The organism is Pseudomonas sp. H1_F01 (assembly GCF_054681425.1).
Map to the genome: position 1 here is coordinate 3,650,420 of NZ_CP162823.1, position 22,414 is coordinate 3,672,833.

Sequence of the window (22,414 nt, forward strand, 5' to 3'; positions counted from 1 at the left end):
GCCAGTCTGAATATCGTCACTGCCCAGCAAAATCCGTATCAATGCCCACTCCCGGTCCTCTGAGCACAAGGTAAGGTAGGCAGAAACCATCCGGATCGAGGTGTGCCGTGGCGTCCTATTCCTTGCGTCAGCTGAAGTATTTTGTCACCACCGTTGAATGTGGCAGCGTCGCTGAGGCATCCCGCAAGCTGTACATCGCCCAACCATCGATTGCCACCGCCATCAAGGGGCTGGAGGACAGCTTCGGCGTGCAATTGCTCATCCGTCATCACGCCCAAGGCGTATCGTTGACGCCCGGCGGCGCGCGCTTCTATCGCAAGGCCCAGGAGCTGTTGCGCATGGCACGGGAGTTCGAGCAGAACGCCCTGGCCGATAACGATGTGGTCAGCGGGCAAATCGACATCGGCTGCTTCGAAACCGTCGCCCCGCTCTACTTGCCGCGCCTGATCGCGGGCTTTCGCCAGCGCTTCCCGGGGGTGGAGATTCGCGTGCAGGACGGCGAACAACAGGAGCTGGTGCAAGGCTTGACGGGTGGACGTTTCGACCTGGCGATTTTCTATGAGCACGACCTCGACAGCACCATCGAGACCGAGGCGTTGACGGCACCGCAACGGCCCTATGCGTTATTGCCGGCTGGGCATCGCTTCGCCGATCAGGCCCAGGTCTCGCTGCGGGACCTGGCGCTGGAACCGATGATCCTGCTGGACGTACAGCCCAGCCGGACCTATTTCGTGAGCATCTTCGAGGAGCTGGGCCTGACGCCCAACATTGTCTTCAGCTCGCCGTCCATCGAGATGGTCCGTGGCATGGTCGGCCAGTCTTTCGGTTTTGCCGTGCTGGTGACCCGCCCGCACTCCACCTGCACCTACGATGGGCAACACCTGGTGTGCGTCGACATCGCCGAGGACGTGACCGGTTCGGCCTTGGTGGCGGGTTGGCTCAAACGCACCCACCTGACCAAACCGGCCCAGTTGTTCGTGGATTACTGCAAGGAACAGTTCAGGCAATGGCTGGCCTGAACCCTGTGGCGAGGAAGCGTTGATCGTCCCCATGCTCTGCGTGGGAATGCATCCCGTGACGCTCTGCGTCACCCTCCAGAAGCGGAACGCGGAGCGTCCCTGGCGACGTTCCCACGCAGGAGCGTGGGAACGATCGGTCCATGGTGAGGAGGCGGTTCGGTGCCTAGCGAGCCGCCCAGGCGTTGAAGCGTTGTTCCAGCTCCTCGCCGTGGTCGACCCAGAACTCCGCATCCACGGCTTGCGCTTCAGCCAGGTTGGCCTCGGCGGTTGGCAACTGCTCCTGTACCGCCGTCGGCAACAGCGCCAGCGTCTTGCGGTGCACCGGCCCATAAGGGATGTTTTCCGAAAACACCTTCTGGGTCTGCGGCTGGCTGGCAAAGGCAATGAACTGCTCGGCCAGGGCCTTGTTCGGCGTGCCCTTGACCACCGCCCAATACTCCGGGTCGTACAGGCTCTGCGGCCAGACAATGCTCAGTTTCATGCCTTCCTTTTGCGCCGACGCGATGCGCCCGTTATAGGCGGCGCTCATCGCCACGTCTCCCGCCACCAACCATTGCGCCGGTTGGGCACCGGCTTCCCACCATTGGATATTCGGCTTGATCTGATCCAGCTTGGCGAAGGCCCGGGACACGCCCTCCGGCGTGTTCAACACCTTGTACAAGTCCTGCGACTTGACCCCATCGGCCAGCAAGGCGATCTCCAAGGTGTACTTGGCCCCTTTGCGCAGCCCGCGCTTGCCCGGGTACTGGGCAACGTTCCAGAAGTCCGCCCAGGAGCTGGGCGCCTTGGCGAGCTTGCTCTGATCATAGGCCAGGACCATCGACCAGACGTAGGTGGCGACGCCACACTCATTGAGTGCGCCGGGCACATAGTTGGCCGGGTCGCCCAGGCCGGCCAGGTCAAGCTTCTCGAACAAGCCTTCCTCACAGCCTCGCAGCAACTCGGGGCTTTCCACTTCGACCACGTCCCAACTGGTGTGACCGGCCGCGACCATGGCTTTGATCTTCGACAGCTCACCGTTGTATTCGCCGGCCACGATGCTTCCTGCACCGCTGGCGTTGAAGGGTTGGAAGTAGGCCTTGTCCTGGGCCTGCTTGGTGGCGCCGCCAAAGGAAATCACGGTCAAGCTCTGGGGCGCGGCCATGACGCTGGAACTCAACAACGCCAACGCACACGCAATATTGCAACGCAAGGATCTGGACATGAAGCGGTTCCTCGAAAATGCCGGCTCGCCCGCACGAGCCGGCGACGGGACTCAAGGGTGGCCGTAAGCGCGGGCGGAGTGGTCTACAGCAATAAGGCTCTTGTCGGCCCATTCGTTGAGGTCGGCACAACTGGCCGCCAGGATTTTCCTGATGTTGAAATCGTTCACTTTGGCCGCCTCGTGGTCACGGACCATCGGGTTCAGCGAGATAGCTCGCCAACCGATCCATCAAGCGATCGCAGGCGGCCATTTGTTCAACGCTCACGTATTCGTCGGGCTTGTGCCCCTGGTCCATGCTGCCGGGGCCACAGACCACCGTTGGCACGCCAGCCTGGTGAAACAGGCCGCCTTCGGTGCCGAAAGCAACGGTGCTGAAAGCGTCGCTGCCGCACAGTCGCGCAACCAGTTGTGCAGCAGCGCTGTCAGGCGAGGTCGCCAGGCCCGGATAGGCGGACAGTGGTTCAAAACCAATCGCCGTATCGCCCGCCACCGCCTGCATCGCTGGCAGCAGTTCCTGTTCGGCAAAGTCCTGCAATTGCTCGGCCACCACCTGGGGATTGAAATCCGGCAAGGCGCGCACTTCGAAATCGAAACGGCAATCGGCCGGGACAATGTTCAGCGCCGTGCCGCCGTGGATCACCCCGACCTGCACCGTGGAAAACGGTGGATCGAAGCGCGGGTCATGCCGTGATGGTTCGGCCAGCTGTGCACCGATCTCGCCCAAGCGCCCCATCAGGCGCGCCGCCTGCTCGATGGCGTTGACCCCGTAAGGTGCATAGGCCGAATGACAGGCCGCCCCTCGGACATGACAACGCATCGCCAGCTTGCCTTTGTGCCCCAGCACCGGTTGCAGTCGGGTGGGTTCGCCAATCAGGCACAGCGCTGGTTGGGGAATTCGCCGAACCAACACGTCCAACAGGCTGTGAACGCCCAGGCAACCCACCTCTTCGTCATAGGAAAACGCCAGGTGCAGCGGTCGACGAAGCGCGCTGGCGAGGAACATCGGCACCGCTGCCAGCACCGATGCCAGATACCCCTTCATGTCCGCCGTACCACGCCCGAACCATTTGCCGTCCCGCTCGGTCAGGCAGAACGGATCGACCGTCCAGGCCTGCCCATCCACCGGCACCACGTCGGTATGCCCGGACAACACCACGCCACCGGGCACCGCTGGGCCAATGCTCGCCAGCAAGTTGGCCTTGGTTCGCTCGGCGTTGTAGATCAGCTCGCTATCCACGCCCAGCCCTTGCAAGTAATCGCGCACGAACTCGATCATGGCCAGGTTCGACTCGCGACTGACCGTGGCAAAGCCCACCAGTTCGGCAAGCAGGGCGCGACTGCGCAGCTCACTCATCGCCCGGCACTCCATAACTGGGCGCCAGCGTCGGGTTGAGCGCGCGGGTCAGGTAATCCTGCAATTGCGGCTGATAGGCGAGCCAAAGCTTTTCCAGTTCGCCGATGGGGTTTTCCTCAGCCCAGTCCACCCGCAGATCGACGATGGGCCAGGTCAGGTCATCGACCACCGACAGCGCCGCCGAATGCACCGCCCCGGCCTCCCCGCCTGCCGCCTGTCCAGCCTGCAACGCGCTCACCAAACGTGCTGCAAGACAGCCGGCGCTATGCTCGAAGGCCGCGACCATGGCCTCGATCACCGCACCGTTGGCCAACAGATTCCCAGCCGCCACGCATTGCTCACCGGCCACGGCGTTGTGGGTGCCCAAGGTATGCTCGCCACTGAAAATCGCCGTGCGCCCCTCGGCATCGATCACCGCCACCTGGCGATACTGGCTGTAGCCATTGCGTGCCAGGGTCCGCTCCAGCGCCGCTTGGGCCACCAGGCCGCCGGCCAGTTCGTCAAGAATCTGCGGCCCCAGGGCCGGCAGGGTAATGTTCTGGCTCGACACCGCGCCGACGCCCGCGCGCAACCAGGGGCAACGGGCGCCGACGGCAATGCTTGAGGAACTGATGGCGATGCCCAACTGGCCGGTTTCGGCACAGCGTCCAGCGATGGAAAAAGTCATGCTCCGCTCCTTATTCAGGGATCACCGCGATCACGTCGATTTCCATCAGCCACTGCGGCTGGCCCAGGGCACTGACCACCAACCCGGTGGAGATCGGAAACACGCCCTTGAGCCACTTGCCGACCTCTTGGTACACCGGCTCGCGGTAACGCGGGTCGATCAGGTAAGTGGTGGTCTTGACGATGTGGCTCAGGTCGCTGCCGGCCTCTTCCAACAGTTGCTTGACGTTGCGCATGGCCTGCTCGGCCTGGGCGCGAGGATCGCCCAGGCCCACCAGTTGACCGTTGAAATCAGTGCCAACCTGGCCGCGCACATAGACGGTGTTGCCGGCGCGCACGGCCTGGCACAGGTCGTTGTCCAGCGTCTGGTTCGGGTAGGTGTCCTTGGTGTTGAACATGCGAATACGTGTATGAGTAGGCATCAACGGACTCCCGTGAGACTGGTTTTCGAACGATACGAATCGCTGTCGCGCGCAGGGGCCTGGCGCTGGGCAGCATCTTGATAGGCGAGGTAAATGCGTTGCTTCACGATGTGATCGGCAATGTGCCGGGCGTCATGCCAGACGCCCCAGATGAACGCCGAGCCTCGTCGCGACAACCAGGGCAAGCCGACGAAATACAGGCCCGGTTCGCTGGAAACGCCGCGCTGATGCCGAGGCTTGCCGTTGGCCCCGAGGGCGTCGACCTTCAGCCAGCTGTAGTCCACCGAATAGCCGGTGGCCCAGATGACGCTGGCCACCCCGGCGGCGACCAGGTCCAGCTCCAGGATCGGCTGGGTCAGGCATTGCGGGTCGGGCAACTGGTCGCGGGCTTGAGGTTCGAGCGGCAGGTCCAAGCCATTGCGGGCAATGTAGGCGTCAGCGGCATCCAGCAGCGCCAGATAGTTCTCGTCGCCACGGGCGATGTTTTCGGCAAGATTCGGCTCAAAGCACACCACGCTGCCGTTGAACGATTTCGTCAGCCCCACCAGGGTGATGCCCTCGTGGGCCAGCCGGCGAAAATCCACGGTATGACCGCCACGGGCACCGCTCACCGCAATGGTGACGTGCTCCTTGCCGGGCTTGACCGCTTCCGCATCCCACTCGCCCAACACACCTAGCCACCAGCAGAAATCGCGGTTGCGATAGGCCCTCGGCGGACGATCGTGGGCACCCACCGAGAGATAGACCTGCTTGCCGGCGCGCTGCAGCTCATCGGCGATCTGCACCCCCGACGACCCGGCGCCCACCACCAACACCGCCCCCTCGGGCAATTGCCGGGGATTGCGGTACTGGGCCGAGTGCAGCTGGGTAACCGTCGCCATATCCGGCGCAATTGGTGGAATCACCGGCTGCTGAAAGGGCCCAGTGGCGACGACGACATGGATCGCCTCGATCAAGCCTTCGGAGGTTTCAATGGTGAAGCCTGGGCGACCGACATTGCGCTCGACTTTCCTGACGTCCACGCCGGTACGGATCGGCGCGTTGAACTTGCTGGCATAGGCTTCGAAATAATCGGCCACCTGGTCCTTTGTCGCGAAGTCATCTGGACCGAGCCCGTCGAATTCCAACCCCGGAAAGCGGTCATGCCAGGCCGGCCCGTTGGCCACCAGCGAATCCCAGCGTGATGTGCGCCAGGCTTCGGCAATGCGGCTTCGCTCCACCACCAGATGCGGCACGCCTTGCCGGCTCAAGTGCTCACTCATGGCTATGCCGGCCTGGCCGGCGCCTATAACAAGCGTATCGATGCGTAGGGTTTCAACGGGCATGTCTGTGCACTTCCGGCAGTAGGTTTGGTTCAGGCCGGCATAGCGCCGCCTCGGGTTCTGATTTTTTTGTTCTGCGCTTGCAGCTATCGAGGTCAGATGTCGAGGCGATTGTGTTGGCGGGGGGAGATTTGCGAAACGAGGGTTTTTATCGTTGCTGGGAAGGAAAAAAATGGGCTATTGCGTGATGATCGTTCCCACATTGGTTCTGCGTGAGAACGATCGATCGCGTTAACTAGTTCACTGCATCCGCGCCGGAAACGCTTTGAGTTCCAGTTTCTCCATCACCAACCCGATGAACGCCGAAACCGCCAGCGGCAACTGCCGCCGGCTCGGATAGAGCACATTCAGGCCGAAGCCGATGCGCCGGTATTGCGGCAGCACACGCACCAGCCTTCCGGCTTCCAGATCGAGGCTGCTCAGCGCCCCCGGCAACACGGCGATGCCCAGGCCCGCGACGGTCGCCCTGCGCAACGCCTGGGCGGTGTTGGCGTGGAATCGGCTGGCGATCTGCACCTGTTCCTCGATGCCGTCCGGGCCAACGAATCGCCAATGGGCCATGCCGCCGGGTTGGCCGAAACTCACGCCGTCGTGGTGAGCCAGGTCCTGCAACGAAAGCGGCGTGCCGCGCGCGGCAATGTACGCGGGACTGGCAACCATGCCGTCGCCGTCGTTCTTGAGCAATTGACGACCGACATACCCCGAGTCCTGCAAGGGACCGCCGCGAAAGGCAACGTCGATGCGGTCGGCAATCAGATCGACCCGGGCATCGCTGAGCACGAAATCAAGTTGCACTCGCGGATGTGCGGCTAAAAAGTCGGCCACCCATTCCATCGGGAAGAAATCGAAAAAATCCGCCATCGCCGCGATGCGCACCAGGCCGCTGGGCTCCTCGCTGCCCATCATCAGTTCCTGTCCGGCATCCATCAGGCCGTCCACCGCATCCACGCAGCGTTCATAAAATCCCTGGCCCGCATGGGTCAGCGTGAGTTTGCGGGTCGAGCGCTGCAAAAGACGCGATTCCAGTTGCGCCTCCAACTGCTGGACCCGTCGGCTGACGGTATTGGAAGGCATCCCCAGGCGCCTGGCAGCTTCGGCGAAGCTGCCGCTGCGGACCACCTGGACGAACAGCGCAACATCGTTGAGATCGAGCATGGCGCGCACATTCCTTCGTTTCATGGATGAGTTCAATCCGATTGTATCGGCTAATCAATCCATTGGCAGGCACTTATCCTTCTCGCATCGAGGCCCAACGCCCAAGACTTGGAGGCAACCCATGAACAGCACCGTCGCAGCACCGCCGCGCGCCATCGTCCACCGCACCTCCGGCAGCAGCCATGGGCCGATCACCCGGCTCATGAGCCCCGGCGACCTGGGCCAGCTCTGCAAGCCATTCGTGTTTCTCGATCACTTCGCCTTCAACGCCGATGCCATGCAAAGAGGTTTCGGCATGCACCCTCATTCCGGGATCGCCACGCTGACCTACATGATCGAGGGACAAGTGATCTACGAAGACACCACGGGCCAGTCAGGCACGCTGCCCAGCGGCGGCATGGAGTGGATGCAAGCCGGTAACGGCGTGTGGCACACCGCCTGGCCGGTCGCAGGTTCGCCGATCCAAGGCTTCCAGCTCTGGGTTGCGCTGCCGGCGGCGGAAGAAAATGCCCCGGCCAGCAGCGTCTACCTGGCCCCCTCCGAGATCCCCCGTGAAGGTCCGGCGCTGGTATTGCTCGGCCAATACGGCGCGGCCCGCAGCAGCGTCGCGGCGCCAGCGGGCATGAATTACCTCGCCGTGCAGTTGCAGGACAACGAGCACTGGCGCTACACGCCACCGGCCGGGCACACCGTCGCCTGGCTGGCGGTCAACGACGGCAGTCTCGATGCTGGCGGCCACGTCAATGCTGGAGAAATGGTGGTATTCGAAGCGTCCGGAGAGGCCATCGACATCGTTGCCCGAGGCGCGACCTCCTTCGTACTCGGTTCGGCGGTCAAGCATCCCCACGACCTGGTGATGGGCTACTACTCGGTGCACACCAGCGAGGCCGCCCTGGAAAAAGGCGAGAAAGAAATCCAGCGCATCGGCGCCCTTTTGCAACAAGAGGGTCGGTTGGCCTGACCGACCCTCGACTCAACCCCTAATTCCTACCCGATCCCTTAGAGGTGAATCATGACTGACATCGGTCTCGATCTTCTGTTGTCCCGCACTCAAGTCGGCAAGCTGTCCCTGAACAACCGCATGATAATGGCACCGATGACCCGCAGCCGCGCGGGCGCTGGCGATGCAGCCACGCCCCTGATGGCCGAGTACTACAGCCAACGGGCCAGCGCCGGCCTGATCATCAGCGAAGGCTCCCAGGTGTCGGCCCAGGGCAAGGGTTACCTGAGAACGCCAGGGATCTTTACTCCTGAGCAGATCACCGGCTGGAAACAGGTGACCGACGCGGTCCATGCCGAGGGCGGGCAGATCTTCTTGCAGCTCTGGCACGTGGGCCGTCTTTCCCATCCATTGGTGCAGGTCAACGGCGCCCAACCCGTAGCCCCCTCGGCAATCAAGGCCGATGGCGAGATCTACACCCCCGAAGGGCTCAAGCCCTATGAACTGCCACGGGCCCTGGCGCTCGATGAAATCCCCGGCGTGGTCGCCGACTTCCGCCAGGCCGCGGCCAACGCGAAGCTGGCCGGCTTTGACGGTGTGGAGATTCATGGCGCCAACGGCTACTTGATCGACCAGTTCCTGCGTGACGGCACCAACCAACGTACCGATGCCTACGGCGGCTCGATCGAGAACCGCGCGCGCTTCCTCAAGGAAGTGGTCGAGTCGGTGATCGAAGTCTTCGGCGCCAGCCGTGTCGGCGTTCGCCTGTCGCCGATCTTCAGCTACTTCTCGATGAGCGACAGCAACCCGCAGGCGACTTTCGACTACACGGCCAGAATGCTCAGCCGCTACGGCCTGGCTTACCTGCACATCGTGGAATTGGGCGAAGGCCCGTTCGACTTCCTGGAACTCAAGCGTCGCTTCGGTGGGACGTACATTGCCAATGGCGGCTACAGCGCCGAACGCGCCGCCACTGCTATCAGCCGTAGAGAAGCTGACCTGGTGGCATTCGGCACGCCGTTTTTGGCAAACCCGGACCTGGTGGAACGTTTCAAACGAGGCCAGGCGCTGAACACCCCTGATGCATCGACGTTCTACCAGGGCGACGAGCGCGGTTATACCGACTATCCGACCCTGACCGAGGCCTGAGGCCCAGCGTCCAGCGCGCGTCTCGCTATGCATTATACAAAACAGCGAAATTACTTGTACAAAACACTTTAATTTGTACAAGGCGTGCAGTAGGCTTCTGAAAACTTGTACAGGAATTATTTCCTGTACAACAATCGGAGCCTATGCATGTCCGTCTACCTCCAGCGTTTCGCCCACGCTTTCGCCGAGCTGGACGCCAGTCGCCTGGCTGAGCTCGATGAGCTCTACAGCGCCGACATACAGTTCCAAGACCCTCTGCACCGGATCGAAGGCCTGTCGGCCCTGCGCACTTACTTTGCCCAGTTGTACGCCAACGTCAGCAACCTGCGCTATGACTTCCACGCCTTCGATGAAGTCGGTGCCGGAGAGGGCTATCTGCGCTGGACCCTGCATTTCAGTCATCCTCGCCTGGCGCAAGGAGCACCCATCGCGCTGCAAGGCTGCAGCTATCTGCGTTGGAATGATCGAGTCTACCTGCACCAAGACTTTTTCGACGCAGGCGCCCTGCTCTACGAACATCTGCCGCTGTTTGGATCGGTGATTCGCTGGCTCAAGCGGAGGTTGGCATGAGCCGTGTCTGGCTGACCGGCGCCAGCAGCGGCATTGGCGCGGCATTGGCGGCAGTCCTTCTGGAACAGGGGCATCACCTGGCTGTGAGTGCGCGCCGGACCCACCCCCTGGAGACGTTGGCCACACGCTATCAAGACCAGATATTGGTGCTACCGGGCGACCTGACCGACCCGCACCAGGTCGCCACGATCTGCCAGCAGATTGACCTTCATTGGGGGGCGCTCGACCTGGTAATCCTCAATGCCGGCACCTGCGAATACCTGGAGCCGGACCACTTCGACACCCGCCTGGTCGAACGACTCATCAACACCAACCTGCTGGGTACTTGCCATTGCCTGGAGGCCGCCCTGCCCTTGCTGCGCCGGGGCCAGCGTCCACATCTGGTGGCGGTGAGCAGTGCGGTCACCTGGCTGGCCCTGCCTCGCGCCGGCGCCTACGGTGCGTCCAAAGCCGCGTTGCGTTATCTGATCGAATCCTTGCGCATCGACCTGGCCGCCGAGGGTATCGATGTCACCCTGGTCAGTCCCGGCTTCGTCGACACGCCACTGACCCGACGCAACGACTTCCCCATGCCCATGCGCTGGTCGGCGCAACGAGCGGCCCGCCATATCGCGCGACGCCTGCCGGCGCGCCCGCTAGACATTGCGTTTCCGTGGTCCTTCACGCTGGTCCTGCGCCTGCTCGGGCATTTGCCTGCCCGCTGGCGTCTGGCCCTTGGCCAACGCCTGGCACGCCCTTCCAAGGAGTCATGAAGCATGCGCATCGCGATCATCGGCAGCGGCATTTCCGGGCTGACATGTGCTTACCTGTTGGCCCGCAGGCACCAGATTACCCTGTTCGAGGCCGACGACAGGATAGGTGGCCACACCCACACCGTGGATGTCGATTGGCAGGGGCAGCGCTATGGCGTAGACACAGGCTTCATTGTGTACAACGACTGGACCTACCCGAATTTCATCCGTCTGCTGGACCAGTTGGGCGTCGCGTCTCGCCCTACTGAAATGAGCTTCTCCGTGCATGATCCGGCCACCGGCCAGGAGTATAAGGGCCACACCCTGCGCAGCCTGTTCGCCCGCCGTGGCAATCTGTTTTCACCCGGGTTCTGGGGCATGCTGTGGGACATACTCAGGTTCAATCGGCAGGCCACCGCCGACCTGCAGGCGCAGCGCATCGATAGCAGCGCCCGGCTCGGCGACTACCTGCACAGCCAAGGGTATAGCCAACGTTTCATCGATCACTACATCGTCCCCATGGGCGCAGCAATCTGGTCGATGTCGCCCGCCGGGATGCTGGAGTTCCCGCTCGAGTTCTTTGTGCGCTTTTGCCACAACCACGGCCTCATGTCGGTCAATCAGCGCCCTCAATGGCGCGTGATCGCGGGCGGCTCACGTGGCTACATCGAGCCTTTGTGTGCAGCCTTTCGCGAACATATCCGGCTCAATTGCCCAGTGCAGTGTGTCAGTCGCAACGTTGCCGGGGTAAGCGTGACCAGCAGCGCCGGCACCGAGCATTTCGATAAGGTGGTGTTCGCCTGCCACAGCGACCAGGCCCTCGCCCTGCTCGAGGCGCCAAGCATGGCAGAGCGTGAAGTACTCGGCGCCCTGACCTACGCCAGCAATGAAGTGCTGCTGCACACCGACACCCGCCTGCTTCCCCAACGCCCCCAGGCCTGGGCGAGCTGGAACTATCGCCTCGGTGGCCCTGCGCAGGCACCTGCCGCGGTGACCTACAACATGAACCTGCTCCAGGGCCTGGACGCCCCGGTGACCTTCTGCGTAAGCCTCAACCAGGGCGACGCGGTCGACCCGGTCAAGGTGCTTGCGCGCTTCGATTATGCGCACCCTCAGTACAGCCTCGCCGCCATTACCGCCCAGGGCCGACAAGGTGATCTGCAAGGGCATCAGCACAGCTATTTCTGCGGCGCCTACTGGGCCAACGGCTTCCATGAGGATGGCGTGGTCAGTGCGCTCGACGTGGCGAAGCATTTCGGAGAACAGCTTTGAACAGCAGTGTGTGTCGCGGCTGGATTGATCATCGGCGCCATACGCCGCGAATCCATGCCTTCCGCTATCGGATCGGCATGCTTTACGTGGACCTCGCCGAACAGGAACACATGCTGGGGTTGTCGCGCCTGCTGCGGCCCTGGTCCTGGGCCCCCCTGTGCTGGCGCGAGCGCGACTACCTGCCATCGCACACCCGCCTTGGGGTTTCTCTGGTCGATGCCGTGCGCCAGATCCTCGATGAAGCCCTGGGTGCCGCTCCCCAAGGGGCGATTCACCTGCTGACTCAACCGCGCAGTTGGGGCCTGTCGTTCAACCCGGTTAGTTTCTATTTCTGCCATGAAGCCAACGGGCGCCTGGCGGCGATCCTATGTGAAGTGCGCAACACCCCATGGCGCGAGCGCTATCACTATGTATTGCCGGTGCCTGCTGGCGAACCCTGTGCCTTCAGGGTGGCCAAGGCGTTTCACGTATCGCCATTCCTGCCTCGGGATATGGACTATCACATGGGGTTCCTGGTCCAGGACACGCACATCCGCATACGCATGGAGAACTGGCGCGAAGGCCACAAGGTGTTCGAGGCCGACCTGGCGCTCAAGCGCCACCCCCTCGACGCCTCCTCGCTGCGCCGACATGTCCTGGCCTTCCCCTGGATGAGCCTGCGCACCGTAAGCGCCATTTACTGGCAGGCCCTGCGCCTGCTTTTCAAACGCACGCCCCTCTACGCCCATCAGGCCAGCGAAGACGGCCTGAGTCTGGGTCAAACCGCTCACAAGGATCCCAATCATGCCCGAACCGACCCTGAGCGCTACCAAGGCAGGTAGTTGCGACCTCTTTAACGGAGGCTTATTCAAGCAAGCCGTGCTGGGTCAGTTGCGCCGCCTGCGTCATGGCCACCTGCGGCTGCTACTCAATGGCGAGCCATTGAGCTTCGGTGACCTGGCCAGCCCCTTGATGGCCGAGCTCGAGATCCTCGACGACGCGGTCTGGGGCATGGTTGCCTGCAACGGCTCCATCGGCGCTGGCGAGGCTTATGTCCACGGCTATTGGCGCAGCGGCGACCTGACGGCTGTGACGCGCCTGTTCGTTGCCAACCTGGATGTGCTCGACGCCATGGACAGCGGCCTGGCGCGCGTCGGTCGCCCGTTGTTGCGCTGGCTGCACTGGCTCAACCGCAACAGTCGACGGGGCTCGCGGCGCAATATCATTGCCCATTACGACTTGGGCAATGCTCTGTTCGAGCGCCTGCTCGATCCCACCATGATGTATTCAGCCGCCCTGTTCGAAAGCCCGGAACAGAGCCTGGAAGAGGCCCAGCTCAACAAGCTCGCCCGTATCTGCCGAAAACTCGACCTGCGCCCCGGCGACCATTTGCTGGAAATCGGCACGGGCTGGGGCAGCCTCGCCATCTACGCAGCCAGCCATTATGGCTGCAAGGTGACCACCACCACACTGTCCCTGGAGCAATACACCCACACTTGTCGACGTGTCGAAGAATTGGGCTTGCAACAGCAGGTTCAAGTGTTGCGCAAGGACTACCGAGACTTGCAAGGGCGCTACGACAAGCTGGTGTCCATTGAAATGATCGAAGCCGTCGGGCATCGCTATCTGCCCGAGTACTTCCGGCGCTGCGCCGCGCTGCTCAAGGACGACGGGCTGATGCTGCTGCAATCGATCACGATCCGCGACCAGCGTTATGAGCAGGCCCGACGCTCGGTGGACTTTATCCAGCGCCATGTTTTTCCCGGTGGCGCGTTACCGTCACTGTCGATCCTGCTGAAGACTGCCAGCACCCAGACGCCGCTCAACCTCCTGCATCTCGAGGATTTCGGGGCGCACTACGCCCGCACACTACGGCACTGGCACGACAACTTTCGCCAATCGCACCAGGCATTGGCGCAGCTGGGCTACGACGAAACCTTCCAGCGCCTGTGGGAGTTCTACCTGTGTTACTGCGAAGGTGGATTCATCGAGCGTGCCATCGGCGTGGCCCAACTGCTCTTCGCCGGGCCCGGCGCCCGTCGACCCGCCCTGCTGGAGTACCAGGATACGTGATGAGCCGCAGCGGCCTGATCGTCAATGCCCTCTGGTTGCAACTGGGTTGGTGGGGCTGTGTGCTCGGGGCACAGGATCCGTGGTGGCTGTTGCTGGTGGTCATCGGATTGCTGGCCCACCTGTGGCTGTGTCCTGCTCCCCGGGCAGAGATGTTTGCGGTGATGCGTGTCGGGCTCAGTGGCATGCTGCTGGACTGGAGCCTGGGTACGCAGGGCTTGTTCATATTCAAGCAAACCCCGCTGCCGCTCTGGCTGGCACTGCTCTGGCTGGTGTTTGCCACAGGCCTGCGTCATAGCCTGGCCTGGGCCATGCGGCCGGTATGGCGTGGTGTATTGCTGGGCTTGGTCGGTGGCCCGCTGGCTTATTGCGTGGGGGCGCCACTGGCGGGCGTCGCCTTGCCACTGGGAGTCGTTGGCACCGCCCTGTTCCTGGCACCGCTCTGGGCGTTATGGCTTCCCCTGGCGCTGCGCCTGGCCGAGCCGAACTGAGCGGGCCCCGGAACGCCGTCGCTACCAGGGCTCGTCGAGGAAAAGCGGCATGCGCAAGGGCTCGATCGGCCCCTCGCGCTGGCCGCACATCTCATCATGGACAACCTGTTGCACCAGCGTGCAAGGCAGCCGCGGGACGAAACGCAGCAGCTCACGCAAATGAGTGGTGGAACGTATATGCAACGTCTTTCCCGACTCATCGAGCAACGTACGCAGGCCACCGTCCAGTCGGGCGCGCAACACGTAGATGCCACCCTCCAGCGACAACAACTCCAGTTCATGGATCCGCCCGTCGACAGCCAACTCGGTAAGCGCCTGCAAGTTCATGGCGAGCTCACGGCCTGACGACGGAAAAACAGGGTCACCTGCCCCAATTCGACACCCAGCTTGCTCATGCTGGAGCGATTGATCAGCGTGTCCTCATCCATCAGGTACATCCAGTCATCAAACTCCACCTCGTAGGTCGAGCCATCGACCGGCAGGTTCAACCGATAACGCCAGCGCAGCGCATTGCCGGCCACTTCTCCTCGCGCCAGGCCGATCACATCGTCAGCGCGACCACGCCACAGGCCGGGTCCCTCGGGAGTCAGCGTCCAGACCCGTCGCTGACGGCTGCCGTCGCTATAGAGAAAGCGCTCATCGAGGATCAGGTGCTCTCCCTCGTGACGGCTGGAAATGTCCACCTCAAAGCGCTTGATCACTTCGCCCGAGCGCTTTTGATAGATCCCCCAGGCCTTGACGGGTTGGCTGAAGAAGCGCTCCAGATCCAGTCGGGGTTGCTGGTCGGCATAACGTTCGACATTCACATTCCCGCAACTGGTCAGGCCCAGTATCAGCAGCAATGCCATCAGAAAATGTCTCACTGATTATCTCTCCCATCACGTGAGGTTTTGATTCCAAGTAATTGATTTCTAAGGATAGGCTCCTGAGTTCGAGGATCGAGCCAGATGGCAAAAAATGCCCGGGCGAATAGTGGGTCCGTGACCGCCAGAGACAGTTTTTCACCCACATAGAAACGACAGCCCTGCCCCGGCAGGTACAGACCGGTGATACGACTTCCAGGCTTCACATCAATAAAGGCACGGCGCATTTGAGCGGCCCATTCGTCCCGGCGCTTGGCGTCCAGGGGCGCACCGTTGAGGCGCTGCATTTCCTTCAGGCTCGTTTCGACCAAAGACTCTTTGTCGATGGCGCGTCGGTAATTGAGTTCCAGGGCAAACGCCGTTTCCAGGCTTGGCGCAGCGGCCGCACTCCAGAGCCTGGCCTGATAGAGGTCGAACCCATACCAGTCGAAATCGGCTTGCCCGACCAGGCGCGCGCCTGGCAATACGCCGCGCCAGTCCGACAAGGCTTGGGGGCAATAAAGCGTAAACATGCAAAGCGCTATGGCGACCAGGCTTTTCCTGAGCGCGAACGACCGGGCCATGAAGGCGTTACCCGTTTATCAAGGGAGCCTTTATAGTTGTACAGGAATATAGATTTGTACAGCTTTTCGAGAAGACATCGCTTAGTGGTCACGATGCTCATTTCGCAGAATGAATAAACCGGATCGAATGTTCCGCTATACGCTTTCCGATACATCAATCTGAAGCGACACCACCCGCCTCGGCGCCGGGCCTGGCGACGTGGCAGTCGCCGCTTCCACCAGGGCTTCGACTGCCTGTTCGGCCATGGTCACGACGGGATGAGAAAGTACCGCCTGGACCAGCCCCGTCTTCAACGCTTCGCGTGTCAACGGCGTCAGGTCGTGGCACACCACTACGGGTAAGCGAATCTGCTGTTCCTGGAGGCTGCGCAAGGCCCGCAACACGCCGGCGATGCCACCACCGGCCACATAAAGCCCTACCAGGTCAGGCTCTGCGGTGAGCAAGTCCAGCGTGTTGCCATACGCGAACTCATCGTCCTCCAGCGTCAAGCGCGACGCGAGCAGCTCCCATTCGCTGGAGTGCTCGGCCAGATAACTGCGAAAGCTCAGCTCACACAATTCCTGGCACTGGAAACGCTGGCTGCTGAGCATGACGGCCGCCGCCCCGGGCTGCCTCGCCAGACGGCTGATGAACCAGCCTGCCGTGCGGCCCGTGAGTCGATTGTCCAACCCGACATACCCCGTGCCGCTGGCGCTGGACAGCTCCGACAGCAGCGCCACCACCGAAACACCTGTCTCGCGCAATTGCGCAACCGCCTCCCGGACCCGGGGATGATCCACCGCCACCACGCCCAGCCCGTCCACTTGATCGCGCAGGGCCAGGATGCGTTGCGCCACGATGACCGGGTCGAGGTCGTCCAAATAGCCGATGACCACGCGGATCCGTGCTCGCGTGCAGGTCGCGGCAGCGTTCGACAACGCGTGGGCAAGCCCTTGGTAAAAAGGCACACCACTTTTCTGCAACAGGAAGCCAAGCCGCAAGGTCGGGCGGTCGTTGAGCACCCGCTGTTCGATAACGCCCTTGGCATGGAACCCCAACCGCGCGGCCGCCGCGGCAATGCGTTGGGCCGTGTCGGCGCGCACGTCGGCGCGCAGGTTCAGCACCCGGTCGACGGTCGACAGGCTGACCCCGGCTTCCCGGGCGACATCAGCCATGGTGGGGCGAAGCATTCGGCGTGGCTTTTCTGACATGTTTTGACACCTCCGCCAGGCATCATGAGGGGTTTTGACAGATTAAGCCAACCCCCCATGGCCCCCTCCCCGGCAACGCAATAGCATCAGGTCCAGCCCATAACAATAAACACAGCCGGAGTGCTTCCATGGCCATTCACATCTGTACAGCGCCCTGCTGTTGGGGCGTCGACGACGTCAAGAATCCTTTTCTGCCACCCTGGCCTCGCGTGCTCAGAGAAGCGGCCGAGGCCGGTTACCGCGGCATTGAACTGGGGCCCTATGGTTACTTGCCCCTGGACGCCGAAGGCGTAGGCCCGGCCTTGTCCGAACATGGCCTGCACGTGGTTGCCGGGACGATTTTCGACGACTTGGTCAACCCCGCCAACCTGCCTGAACTGCTGCGCCAGGCCCACGACATCTGCACGCTGCTCAAGCAGTTGCCCCCCATGGAAAAACAGCTCGGCCAACGCTTCGCCGGGCCCTACCTGGTGATCATCGACTGGGGCCACGAGGCACGCGACTACGCAGCCGGTCACTCGGACCGCGCCCCGCGCCTGGACGATGCACGCTGGAACACAATGATGGCGCACATCCGCGCCATCGCCGACATCGCCTGGCATCAATACGGCATCCGCGCCGTCATCCATCCCCACGCCGGTGGCTACATCGAGTTCGCCGACGAGTTGGCGCGCCTGGTGGACGACATTCCCGATGAGGTCGCCGGGCTGTGCCTGGACACCGGGCATCTCTATTACGCGGGCATGGACCCGGTCGCGTCGCTGCGCACCTACGCCCATCGCCTGGACTACCTGCACTTCAAGGACATCGACCCGGTGGTGTTCGACCAGGTGCTGAACGAACACATTCGCTTCTTCGCCGCCTGCGCCCGGGGCGTGATGTGCCCCATAGGGCGCGGCGTCATCGATTACCCGGCGCTGCACAGCCTGGTGCATGAACTGGGTTATGTGGGCTGCATCACCGTCGAACAGGAGCGTGACCCGCGCAACGCCGGGAGTAGCCTCGACGACGTGGCCGCCAGCCGCGCCTACCTGGCCCGCATCGGTTTCTGATCACACAAGGACAACGTCATGATCAACGGCAGCAAAACAATCACGCGGCCCATCCGTTGGGCCATGGTCGGTGGCGGCGAGCACAGCCAGATCGGCTACATCCACCGCTCGGCCGCCCTGCGCGACCGGAATTTCGAGTTGGTCGCCGCGGCGCTGGATATCGACCCTGCACGCGGCCAAGCCTTTGGTGAGCAACTGGGTATCGAGCCCCAGCGCTGCTATTCGGACTACCTCAGCCTGTTCGAGCTGGAAGCACAACGTCCCGATGGGATTGAAGCGGTGTCGATCGCCACGCCCAATGGCACCCACTACGCCATCACCCGGGCCGCCCTGGAAGCCGGGCTGCATGTGGTCTGCGAGAAACCGCTGTGCTTTACCCTCGAGCAGGCCGAGGCGCTGCGCACCCTGGCGCAAGCCAAGGGACGCATCGTTGGCTTGACCTACGGCTATGCCGGGCACCAGTTGATCGAACAGGCCCGGGCGATGATCGCGGCGCAGGCACTGGGCGAGATCCGCATGGTGCACATGCAGTTTGCCCATGGTTTTCACAGCGCACCGGTGGAGGCGCAGAACCAGGCCACCCAGTGGCGCGTCGATCCGCGCCAGGCCGGGCCCAGCTACGTGCTGGGGGATGTCGGCACGCACCCGTTGTATTTGTCCAAGGTGATGCTGCCCGATCTCAAGATCAAACGCTTGATGTGCAGCCGACAAAGCTTCGTCGCCAGCCGCGCCCCGTTGGAAGACAACGCCTACACCTTGATGGAATACGAAGGCGGCGCCATGGGCATGGTCTGGTCCAGCGCCGTGAATGCCGGTTCCATGCACGGGCAGAAAATCCGCGTGATCGGCTCCCGGGCCAGCCTTGAATGGTGGGACGAGCGGCCCAACCAACTGAGCTTCGAGATCCAGGGCCAGCCCGCGCAGATCCTGGAGCGCGGCATGGGCTACCTGCACGCCGACGCGCTGCAGGACGACCGCATCGGTGGCGGCCACCCCGAAGGGCTGTTCGAAGCCTGGTCCAATCTCTATCGCCGCTTCGCCCTGGCCATGGATGCGGCGAACCGTGGCGACAGCGAGGCACTGGCGGCCCTGCGCTACCCCGACATCGATGCCGGCGTGGAAGGCGTGCGCTGGGTCGAACGCTGTGTGGAATCAGCCAACCTGGATTCAACCTGGGTCGCCTATTGACCCCTCGCCACGGTAATGAGCATTACTTAACGGAGAACAACAATGAAAATCGCCCTCGACCCCTACATGCACCGCCACTTGAGTCTGCCGGACTTGTGCCGCAAGACCGCCGAGCTCGGTTTCGAATACCTCGAACTGTCGCCACGGGAAGATTTCCTGCCCTGGTGGGTACGCCCCCGCGCCCACAAGGAACGCATCGCCGAATTCAAGAAAGCCCTGCGCGACCACGATCTGCAACTGGCCTCGCTACTGCCGATGTATCGCTGGGCCAGCCCCCACGAAGACGAACGCCGGGCGGCGGTGAACTATTGGAAGGAAGCCATCCAGATCGCCGTGGAAATGGGTTGCACCACCATGAACTCGGAGTTTGGCCGTGGGCCGTCGCCTGATCGCGGGCATAAAGTCAGTTGCTGCGGTGGCGTGCACAGCCACGAGTCAAGCGAAGCGGCCTGGTGGCGTTCGATGGAAGAACTGGTGCCGATCCTGGAAGCGGAAGGCGTCACGCTGAACGTCGAGCCTCACCCGGAGGACTGGTGCGAGACCCTGCACCCGGCCCTCGACATGCTCAAGACCCTCGGCTCGGACAACGTCAAGTTCCTCTATTGCACGCCGCACACCTTCTATTTCGGCGATGACATGAAAGCCATGATCGCCGAGGCCGGGTCGATGATCGCCCATGTCCACATCGCCGACACCTACAACCACAAAGCCTCGTCCGGCCTGCGCTACATCGTCAACCCGCCCGGCGCCAAGGTCACCGTCCACCAGCACATGGACATGCACCAGGGCGAGATCGACTGGGACCTGTTCTTCAGTGAACTGGCCAAGACCGGCTTCGACGGCATCGTCACCGCTTGCGTGTTCGGCTGGGAAGAACGGGCGGATGAGTCCGGGCGCTTCATGCGCAAGGAAATCCAGTCCTACGTCGACAAATACTTCAAGTAAGCGTGTTCATTATTCCAACAACCGGACCAGCTGCGGCTCGATCGCACTAGCGCTCACCTCGACCAACGCCAGCGTCACCGGCAGCGTGAACCGCCGCCGGCCGGCGCTGCCAGGGTTCAGGTACAGCCGGTCGCCACGCCATTCGATGCCCGGTTTGTGGGAATGGCCGCTGATCACCCACTTCACGCCCGGGTCCAGCGAGTCCTGTACATCGGCGATGTCGTGAACCAGCAATACCTGCCATCCACACAGGTCGAATTGCAGGCGGTCAGCAAGCGGCCCAGCCCAATCGGCCCCCAGGTCGTTATTGCCGCGCACCACGTGCAATGGCGCAATCGACGCCAATTGATCCAGAATCTCGGGGCCACCTATGTCACCGGCATGGATGATCCGCTCACACCCTTGCAATGCTGTCAGCGCTTGCGGGCGGAGCAGACCGTGGGTGTCGGAAATGACGCCAACTTTCATGAAATCTTTCTCCCCAATCGTGTATCGCCGGTTGTACCTGCTTCGTCGTAGCGAGCTAACGTGCTGAAATCGAATAAGATAGGCTGCGCATCAATAATGCGCAGACCCGTCGTAAAAGGAAATGTTGATGCTCGGACGCAAACGGCCAGAGCCAAAGATTGAAAACACTGATGAGGACTTTTCTCCCCAGAGCGCACGGGCTGGAGCGGCATTGCGCCTGACCGTGAGTTTCATGCTGGTGGTCATCATCGCGTTTCTGGCCGTCGAAGGCTGGCGCACCTGGCGGGATTATCGCGCGGCCTTTTCGTCCGCCCAGGATTCGGTGACGAACCTGGCACGGGCGACGGCCCAGCACGCCGAAGACACCATCCGACAAGTGGATGTGGTCACCGCCGCCCTCAGTGAACGGGTGGAAGGCGATGGCCTGCAGAACATGGACGTTGCGCGCATCCATAAGCTATTGGTGCAACAGGCCGCCATCATGCCGCAACTGCATGGGCTGTTTATCTATGGCCCGGACGGCCAATGGCTGGTAACGGACAAGGAAGTCATTCCGGAAACGGCGAACAACGCCGACCGCGACTACTTCCAATATCACCGTACCCACGAGGACCGGGGCGTGCGCATCGGCGAAGTGATCAAGAGCCGGTCCACCAACGACCTGATCATTCCGGTGTCCCGTCGCTTGAACAATCCCGACGGCTCGTTCGCCGGCGTGCTGCTCGGAACGGTCAAGGTCAGCTATTTCGTCGACTACTACGGCGACTTCAAGATCGACGACAAGGGCGCGCTGGTCCTGGCCACACGCAGCGGGACCATCCTGGTACGGCGTCCCTTCGTCGAATCGGTGATCGGCAAGAGCCTGGTCAACAGCGTGATCTTCAAGAACTACCTGCCCACGTCGAACCAGGGCACCGCGGAGGCCAGGGCCGTGGTCGACGATACCGAGCGGCTGTATGGCTTTCGAGCCCTGACCACCTACCCGTTGGTGGTGGAAGCCGGGTTGTCGCGCGAGTCCATCATCGCTCCGTGGCGGCGCGACCTGTTCAAGACCAGCTTCGTGCTGATTTTCCTGATCATGATCCTCGTCGGCTTCGGGCTCATCGTGCTGAGCCAGCTGCGCCACCGGATGACCATGGAAAAGCAGATCCGCAGCGCCCACCAGACCATGCGCGACATGGCGCTGACCGACAGCCTGACCGGGCTGGGCAACCGCAGGCGGCTGGACATCGCGTTGGCCGACGAGATTCGCCTGGCCAAGCGCCAGGGTTCTTCCCTGGCGTTGATCATGCTCGACGTCGACTACTTCAAGCGTTTCAACGACAGATACGGCCATGCTGCCGGCGACGACTGCCTGCGCGCGATTGCCTCCGCGGTCAGGCAGACCATCAAAAGGCCGGGCGACCTGGCGGTCCGGTATGGCGGTGAAGAGTTCACCGTGTTACTGCCCAACACCGACAGCACGGGTGCCGCCAAGGTCGCGCAGCAAATCCTCGAAGCTGTCAGGGCCATGAACATTGAACATGGCGATCATCCCTTGGGCATCGTGACCATCAGCGCGGGCATCACCACCAGCCAGCCGAGCGGCGAGGACGTAACCCCGGCCATGCTGATCAAGGCGGCGGACGCCTTCCTGTACCTGGCCAAGAACACCGGGCGCAACCGTTGGTGCAGCGCCGACTCGACGCCTGGGTGAACTCCGCGGGACCGCCGCGCATCGGTCAAGATCGAGCAAACCCAAGTCCACAGGTGCCTGCAAGGCGCCTGGCGGCTACAATGCTCGCTTCGACCGTGACCAGC

At 62.5% G+C, this 22,414-nt stretch carries 24 protein-coding genes; 13 read left to right on the forward strand and 11 right to left on the reverse strand.

Features of this window, described 5'->3' with window-relative positions; all coding sequences use genetic code 11:
- The first annotated feature begins 107 nt into the window (after positions 1-107).
- On the forward strand, positions 108-1,019 hold the full coding sequence (locus tag AB4O09_RS16695; RefSeq protein WP_003201562.1) for a LysR substrate-binding domain-containing protein: 912 nt from the start codon (positions 108-110) through the stop codon (positions 1,017-1,019).
- Positions 1,020-1,182: 163 nt separating this feature from the next.
- Here AB4O09_RS16695 and AB4O09_RS16700 read toward each other — a convergent pair whose 3' ends face one another.
- The 6 genes from AB4O09_RS16700 to AB4O09_RS16725 all read right to left on the reverse strand — a co-directional run bounded on the left by AB4O09_RS16700 (position 1,183) and on the right by AB4O09_RS16725 (position 7,142).
- Positions 1,183-2,163, reverse strand: a complete 981-nt coding sequence (locus tag AB4O09_RS16700; RefSeq protein WP_013693282.1) for an ABC transporter substrate-binding protein — start codon at positions 2,161-2,163, stop codon at positions 1,183-1,185.
- Between the two features lie 244 nt (positions 2,164-2,407).
- The gene (gene argE / locus AB4O09_RS16705; protein ID WP_223523528.1) at positions 2,408-3,577 is read right to left on the reverse strand and encodes an acetylornithine deacetylase; all 1,170 of its coding nucleotides are present in this window, start codon (positions 3,575-3,577) and stop codon (positions 2,408-2,410) included.
- The gene (locus tag AB4O09_RS16710; RefSeq protein ID WP_003201557.1) at positions 3,570-4,244 is read right to left on the reverse strand and encodes a DUF1028 domain-containing protein; all 675 of its coding nucleotides are present in this window, start codon (positions 4,242-4,244) and stop codon (positions 3,570-3,572) included. The genes argE and AB4O09_RS16710 overlap by 8 nt, the downstream gene beginning before the upstream one ends.
- A 10-nt stretch (positions 4,245-4,254) precedes the next feature.
- Entirely contained in the window at positions 4,255-4,665 is a 411-nt protein-coding gene (locus AB4O09_RS16715) for a RidA family protein (protein ID WP_003201555.1), read from the reverse strand.
- A complete protein-coding gene (locus AB4O09_RS16720) occupies positions 4,665-5,990 on the reverse strand; it encodes a flavin-containing monooxygenase (protein WP_003201549.1) in 1,326 nt (441 codons plus the stop codon). The genes AB4O09_RS16715 and AB4O09_RS16720 overlap by 1 nt, the downstream gene beginning before the upstream one ends.
- A 237-nt stretch (positions 5,991-6,227) precedes the next feature.
- Entirely contained in the window at positions 6,228-7,142 is a 915-nt protein-coding gene (locus AB4O09_RS16725) for a LysR family transcriptional regulator (protein ID WP_003201547.1), read from the reverse strand.
- 121 nt (positions 7,143-7,263) lie between these two features.
- On the opposite strand from AB4O09_RS16725, the gene AB4O09_RS16730 reads away from it, so the two are divergent.
- The 8 genes from AB4O09_RS16730 (at position 7,264) to AB4O09_RS16765 (ending at position 14,344) form a co-directional block, all read left to right on the forward strand.
- Positions 7,264-8,103 (forward strand): pirin family protein, encoded by an 840-nt coding sequence (locus AB4O09_RS16730; protein WP_039011885.1) that lies wholly within the window; start codon positions 7,264-7,266, stop codon positions 8,101-8,103.
- Between the two features lie 51 nt (positions 8,104-8,154).
- Positions 8,155-9,231 carry an alkene reductase gene (locus AB4O09_RS16735; protein ID WP_460107225.1) on the forward strand — a complete coding sequence of 359 codons (1,077 nt, stop codon included), beginning with the start codon at positions 8,155-8,157 and terminating at the stop codon, positions 9,229-9,231.
- 147 nt (positions 9,232-9,378) lie between these two features.
- Complete coding sequence (locus tag AB4O09_RS16740) at positions 9,379-9,801, forward strand: nuclear transport factor 2 family protein (RefSeq protein WP_003201541.1); 423 nt, start codon at positions 9,379-9,381, stop codon at positions 9,799-9,801.
- Positions 9,798-10,553 (forward strand): SDR family NAD(P)-dependent oxidoreductase, encoded by a 756-nt coding sequence (locus AB4O09_RS16745; RefSeq protein ID WP_003201538.1) that lies wholly within the window; start codon positions 9,798-9,800, stop codon positions 10,551-10,553. The genes AB4O09_RS16740 and AB4O09_RS16745 overlap by 4 nt, the downstream gene beginning before the upstream one ends.
- Before the next feature lie 3 nt (positions 10,554-10,556).
- Positions 10,557-11,804, forward strand: coding sequence for an NAD(P)/FAD-dependent oxidoreductase (locus AB4O09_RS16750; RefSeq protein ID WP_460107227.1), 1,248 nt, complete (start codon positions 10,557-10,559; stop codon positions 11,802-11,804).
- Entirely contained in the window at positions 11,801-12,625 is an 825-nt protein-coding gene (locus AB4O09_RS16755; protein ID WP_027911763.1) for a DUF1365 domain-containing protein, read from the forward strand. Before AB4O09_RS16750 ends, AB4O09_RS16755 begins: the two co-directional genes overlap by 4 nt.
- Positions 12,588-13,856 (forward strand): SAM-dependent methyltransferase, encoded by a 1,269-nt coding sequence (locus AB4O09_RS16760; RefSeq protein WP_013693276.1) that lies wholly within the window; start codon positions 12,588-12,590, stop codon positions 13,854-13,856. The genes AB4O09_RS16755 and AB4O09_RS16760 overlap by 38 nt, the downstream gene beginning before the upstream one ends.
- Positions 13,856-14,344: a DUF2878 domain-containing protein gene (locus AB4O09_RS16765; RefSeq protein WP_013693275.1), complete on the forward strand. Its 489-nt coding sequence runs from the start codon at positions 13,856-13,858 to the stop codon at positions 14,342-14,344. Before AB4O09_RS16760 ends, AB4O09_RS16765 begins: the two co-directional genes overlap by 1 nt.
- Before the next feature lie 21 nt (positions 14,345-14,365).
- Here the strand turns inward: AB4O09_RS16765 and AB4O09_RS16770 are convergent, their stop codons facing one another.
- The 4 genes from AB4O09_RS16770 to AB4O09_RS16785 all read right to left on the reverse strand — a co-directional run bounded on the left by AB4O09_RS16770 (position 14,366) and on the right by AB4O09_RS16785 (position 16,961).
- A complete protein-coding gene (locus AB4O09_RS16770) occupies positions 14,366-14,671 on the reverse strand; it encodes a DUF6482 family protein (protein ID WP_003201529.1) in 306 nt (101 codons plus the stop codon).
- Positions 14,668-15,192, reverse strand: a complete 525-nt coding sequence (locus AB4O09_RS16775; RefSeq protein ID WP_013693274.1) for a DUF3833 domain-containing protein — start codon at positions 15,190-15,192, stop codon at positions 14,668-14,670. The genes AB4O09_RS16770 and AB4O09_RS16775 overlap by 4 nt, the downstream gene beginning before the upstream one ends.
- Before the next feature lie 11 nt (positions 15,193-15,203).
- On the reverse strand, positions 15,204-15,770 hold the full coding sequence (locus tag AB4O09_RS16780) for a chalcone isomerase family protein (RefSeq protein ID WP_028237013.1): 567 nt from the start codon (positions 15,768-15,770) through the stop codon (positions 15,204-15,206).
- Positions 15,771-15,905: 135 nt separating this feature from the next.
- Positions 15,906-16,961: a LacI family DNA-binding transcriptional regulator gene (locus tag AB4O09_RS16785; protein WP_027911721.1), complete on the reverse strand. Its 1,056-nt coding sequence runs from the start codon at positions 16,959-16,961 to the stop codon at positions 15,906-15,908.
- Positions 16,962-17,089: 128 nt separating this feature from the next.
- Between AB4O09_RS16785 and AB4O09_RS16790 the strand changes: the two genes are divergently transcribed.
- From AB4O09_RS16790 to AB4O09_RS16800, 3 genes are read left to right on the forward strand one after another with little or no spacing between them, the layout of a single operon-like run.
- Positions 17,090-18,013 carry a TIM barrel protein gene (locus tag AB4O09_RS16790; protein ID WP_003201521.1) on the forward strand — a complete coding sequence of 308 codons (924 nt, stop codon included), beginning with the start codon at positions 17,090-17,092 and terminating at the stop codon, positions 18,011-18,013.
- A gap of 18 nt (positions 18,014-18,031) precedes the next feature.
- Positions 18,032-19,201 carry a Gfo/Idh/MocA family protein gene (locus tag AB4O09_RS16795; protein WP_003201520.1) on the forward strand — a complete coding sequence of 390 codons (1,170 nt, stop codon included), beginning with the start codon at positions 18,032-18,034 and terminating at the stop codon, positions 19,199-19,201.
- A gap of 42 nt (positions 19,202-19,243) precedes the next feature.
- A complete protein-coding gene (locus AB4O09_RS16800; protein WP_003201518.1) occupies positions 19,244-20,146 on the forward strand; it encodes a sugar phosphate isomerase/epimerase family protein in 903 nt (300 codons plus the stop codon).
- Positions 20,147-20,155: 9 nt separating this feature from the next.
- Here AB4O09_RS16800 and AB4O09_RS16805 read toward each other — a convergent pair whose 3' ends face one another.
- Complete coding sequence (locus AB4O09_RS16805; RefSeq protein WP_003201516.1) at positions 20,156-20,614, reverse strand: metallophosphoesterase family protein; 459 nt, start codon at positions 20,612-20,614, stop codon at positions 20,156-20,158.
- A 127-nt stretch (positions 20,615-20,741) separates the two neighbouring features.
- On the opposite strand from AB4O09_RS16805, the gene AB4O09_RS16810 reads away from it, so the two are divergent.
- Positions 20,742-22,310, forward strand: a complete 1,569-nt coding sequence (locus tag AB4O09_RS16810; RefSeq protein ID WP_258637744.1) for a sensor domain-containing diguanylate cyclase — start codon at positions 20,742-20,744, stop codon at positions 22,308-22,310.
- Positions 22,311-22,414: the final 104 nt, after the last annotated feature.